At 53.6% G+C, this 4,485-nt stretch carries 2 protein-coding genes; both read left to right on the forward strand.

All coding sequences use genetic code 11. The features are described from left to right. Positions 1 to 95 precede the first annotated feature (95 nt). Positions 96 to 3,794 carry a methionine synthase gene (metH, locus tag ENI00_RS10735; protein ID WP_304101876.1) on the forward strand — a complete coding sequence of 1,233 codons (3,699 nt, stop codon included), beginning with the start codon at positions 96 to 98 and terminating at the stop codon, positions 3,792 to 3,794. 33 nt (positions 3,795 to 3,827) lie between these two features. Further along, positions 3,828 to 4,058 carry a DUF2970 domain-containing protein gene (locus ENI00_RS10740; protein ID WP_304101879.1) on the forward strand — a complete coding sequence of 77 codons (231 nt, stop codon included), beginning with the start codon at positions 3,828 to 3,830 and terminating at the stop codon, positions 4,056 to 4,058. Positions 4,059 to 4,485 lie beyond the last annotated feature (427 nt).

A 4,485-nucleotide genomic window follows, 5' to 3' on the forward strand; every position in this document is an offset into this window, starting at 1 on the left:
CCACAGACGGCGCTACGACTGGCGCCGGCATTTTGCTATCATCTCGCGCCATTGAAACAAATACGCCGTTAATATCGACATCCGGAATACTGACTATGACCGATCGCAATATTCGCCTGAAACAACTTCACAAAGCCTTGCAGGAACGCATTGTGATTCTCGATGGCGGTATGGGAACCATGATCCAGAACCAGAAACTGGACGAACAAGCGTTCCGCGGCGACCGTTTTGCAGACTACGATCGGGAGGTTCAGGGCAACAACGACCTGCTGAACCTTACCCAGCCTGCCCTGCTGCGAAACATTCACGCTGAGTATCTGGATGCCGGCGCTGATATTATTGAAACCAACACCTTCAACTCAACCCGTGTGTCACAAGCCGATTACGGTCTCGAAGACATCGCCAAAGAGCTGAACGTGGCCGCCGCAAAGCTGGCGCGACAGGTCGCCGATGAGTTCACAGCGAAAAACCCGGATAAACCCCGATTCGTTGCCGGCGCTGTAGGGCCTACCTCACGCACAGCGTCCCTGTCGCCAGACGTAAACAACCCAGGCTTTCGAAACGTCGATTTTCAAACCCTCGTGGACAACTATTACGAGTCGGTTGAAGGCCTGGTTGAAGGCGGCTGTGACATCATCCTGATTGAAACCATCTTTGACACTCTGAACGCAAAGGCGGCAATCTACGCCACTCAGCAGTATTTTGAAGACAGCGGAACCGAGCTGCCAATCATGATTTCCGGCACCATAACCGACGCGTCGGGCCGCACATTGTCGGGCCAGACGACCGAGGCGTTCTGGAACTCGGTTGCCCATTCCCGACCCATTTCCGTGGGGCTCAACTGCGCGCTTGGTGCGGATGCCTTGCGCCCGTACGTGCAAGAGTTGTCCGCCAAAGCCAACACCTATGTGAGCGCGCATCCCAATGCTGGCCTGCCCAACGAACTTGGTGAGTACGACCAGACACCCGAGGAAATGGCCGACATCATCGAAGGTTTCGCCCGCGATGGCTTTCTCAACATCATCGGCGGCTGCTGCGGCTCTCGCCCCGAGCACATCGAAGCGGTTGCCAAAGCGGTATCGAAGTATCCGCCGCGGAAGATACCAGCGCGCACGGAAGCATTAAGGCTATCTGGCCTCGAGCCGTTTACCGGTGATGAGAACAGCCTGTTCATTAACGTTGGCGAGCGCACGAACGTCACCGGCTCCAAGCGTTTTCTGCGTTTGATCAAGGAGGAGCAGTACGAAGAAGCTCTGAGTGTGGCGCGTGATCAGGTTGAAAACGGCGCCCAGATCATCGACATCAACATGGACGAAGGCATGCTGGATTCCAGGGACGTGATGGTCACGTTCCTGAATCTGGTAGGTTCAGAGCCGGATATCTGCCGTGTTCCCATCATGATTGACTCCTCCAAGTGGGAAGTCATTGAGGCGGGTCTGCGCTGCATTCAGGGCAAGGCCGTGGTGAACTCCATCAGCCTGAAGGAAGGCGAAGAAGAGTTCATAAAACGGGCTCGTGACTGCATGCGCTACGGAGCGGCGGTCGTCGTTATGGCGTTTGACGAGCAAGGACAGGCCGACACCTATGAGCGCAAAACCCAGATATGCAAACGCTCCTATGACGTTCTGATGACCATCGGCTTCAATCCCGGCGATATTATCTTCGACCCGAACATTTTTGCCATTGCCACCGGTATCGAAGAACACAACAACTACGCGGTGGATTTCATCAACGCCACGCGCTGGATTCGGAAGAACCTGCCTCACGCGTCCATTTCAGGCGGTGTAAGCAACGTTTCGTTCTCGTTCCGGGGCAACGATGTGGTTCGGGAAGCCATTCATTCCGTGTTTTTGTATCACGCCATAAAGGCCGGCATGAGCATGGGCATCGTCAATCCGGGCCAGCTGATTATTTACGATGAGATTGAACCTGAGCTGAAGGGTCTGGTTGAGGACGTGGTACTGAACCGCCGTGAGGATTCCACAGACCGCCTGTTGGAGATTGCTGAACGCTACAAAGGCAAAGGCGGAAAAACCCAGGAAGAAGATCTCGCCTGGCGCGAGTGGCCGGTAACAAAGCGGCTGGAGCACTCCCTGGTGAAGGGCATCACCAACTTTATTATCGAAGATGCCGAAGAATGTCGTCAGAACGCCGAGCGGCCGATTCACGTGATTGAAGGTCCGCTGATGGACGGCATGAACGTTGTCGGCGACCTGTTCAGCGATGGCAAGATGTTTCTGCCCCAGGTGGTGAAAAGCGCTCGGGTAATGAAACAGGCGGTGGCACACCTGATCCCGTTTATTGAGGCGGAAAAATCGGAAGACCAACAGGCCAAGGGTAAAATCCTGATGGCCACGGTGAAAGGTGACGTGCACGACATCGGCAAAAACATCGTGGGTGTGGTGTTGCAGTGCAACAACTACGAAGTGATAGACCTGGGCGTTATGGTGCCGTGCGACAAAATCCTGGCCGCCGCCAAGGAGCACAACGTTGACATAATAGGGTTAAGCGGCCTGATTACACCGTCGCTGGATGAGATGGTTCACGTAGCGCGTGAAATGCAACGCCTCGATTTCCACCTTCCTTTGATGATTGGCGGTGCAACCACATCGAAGGCGCACACGGCTGTGAAAATTGAGCCTCACTATAAAAACGACATTGCGCTGTATGTATCAGACGCGTCCCGTTGCGTTAACGTCGCCTCCAAGCTTTTGAGCAAATCCGGCAAGCCCGAACTGGTTAGCGCGGCGCGTGAAGAATACGATGCCATTCGCGAACGTCGTAAAAAAAGGGGCGATCGCACCAAACTCGTCAGCCTTGAGCAGGCGCGTGCACGAGCTCCCGAGATCAATTTTGAAAATTATGTGCCACCCAAACCCGCGTTCACAGGTACACGGGTATTCCATGAATATGATTTGAAGGAGTTGGTGCCCTATATAGACTGGACGCCATTTTTTGTCTCCTGGGATATCGCCGGGAAATACCCGCAAGTATTTGATGACCCCAAACGCGGGGAAGCGGCCCGCAACCTGTTTGAAGATGCCCAGATAATTCTTCGGAAAATAGTGGATGAAAAGCGCGTAAGTGCCTCTGGTATAATCGGTTTCTGGCCGGCGCACCGTCGCGGTGACGACCTTGTGGTCTATACCGATGAAACCCGCACTGAAACACTGACCACCCTGCATCATCTGCGCCAGCAAGACGAAAAAGCACCGGGCAAACCGATGATGACGCTGTCTGACTTTGTGGCTGAGGAGCATTCAGAGCATTGTGACTATGTAGGTGGCTTTGCCGTGACAACCGGTATTGGCGCGGAAGAGATGTCACTGGAATACAAAGACGCCAATGACGACTACAACGCGATCATGGTGAAAGCCTTGACCGACCGCCTGGCCGAAGCGTTTGCCGAGAGGTTGCATGAACGGGTGCGCACTGAGTTCTGGAGCTACGATGCCGGTGAAAAACTGGATAGCGAAGACCTGATCAAGGAACGCTATCGCGGTATCCGCCCTGCTCCCGGTTACCCGGCGTGTCCGGACCATACTGAAAAAGCGACGTTGTTCAACCTGCTGGACGCGACAGCGAACACCGGTATTGAATTGACGGAGCACTTTGCCATGTTCCCGACGGCCGCCGTTTCCGGCTGGTACTTCTCGCACCCGGAATCCAAGTTTTTTGCCGTGGGTAAAATTGGCGTAGACCAGGTTGAGGACTATGCTGAGCGTAAAGGTATGACCAAAGCAGAAGCAGAGCGATGGCTGGCGCCCAGCCTCGCGTATGATCCCGCAGAGTAAAAACCAGGCCCGCACGTAAACAGGAAGGGGAATATGACCAAAACGCCTGACACACCAAGAAACGAAAAATCGCGGGGCCCCGGCGTTTTAAAAGTTATGCAGAGCATCGCAGCGGGCGCTCTGGGCGTTCAGTCCAGCAAGCGCCGCGAAGAGGACTTTGGAAGCCACAGCCCGTGGCCCTACATTATCGGCGGCTTGCTGTTCACAGCGCTGTTTATCGGTACGCTTGTTCTGGTTGTGCAGGTGGCTCTCGCCGGCCAGTAATGTTACTGGCCGGAAACCCATACCACGGCGAATGAAACTACGAGCGCGATAAGCAATACCGCGGCTACGGCATCAACCTGGCTGTCTGTTCGTAACATTTTCTTCATTGCTTGCCTCTTTTCTCAAAGCTTTTGGATTACACCATCTTAGCGTTTAATAACGAAACGTTGGCGTTTTTCATCTCCCCTATTAAAGCAGCAAATTGATATTCGTCCAGCCTTTATTCGTATCATCAGCCATTCAATCGACTTCTTCTTGAACTTCTTGCCACTCTCTCGAACCCTCTCGCACTCTCTCACAATCTCTTGCAGCCCCCTCGCCTTATCACTTGAATCGATAAACTTATCTCGAAATATTCATTTCTAGAATAACAGATGACTGTTATCCTTAGTTAAAGGTATAAGGCCCAATCCCGGGCTCACTCAAA

It is taken from the genome of Marinobacter antarcticus (assembly GCF_011049865.1).
Classification (GTDB): domain Bacteria; phylum Pseudomonadota; class Gammaproteobacteria; order Pseudomonadales; family Oleiphilaceae; genus Marinobacter; species Marinobacter antarcticus_A.

Coding starts and splice junctions, on each gene's coding strand:
- metH (WP_304101876.1), top strand. CDS start 96: ATGACCGATCGCAATATTCGCCTGAAACAACTTCACAAAGCCTTGCAG.
- ENI00_RS10740 (WP_304101879.1), top strand. CDS start 3,828: ATGACCAAAACGCCTGACACACCAAGAAACGAAAAATCGCGGGGCCCC.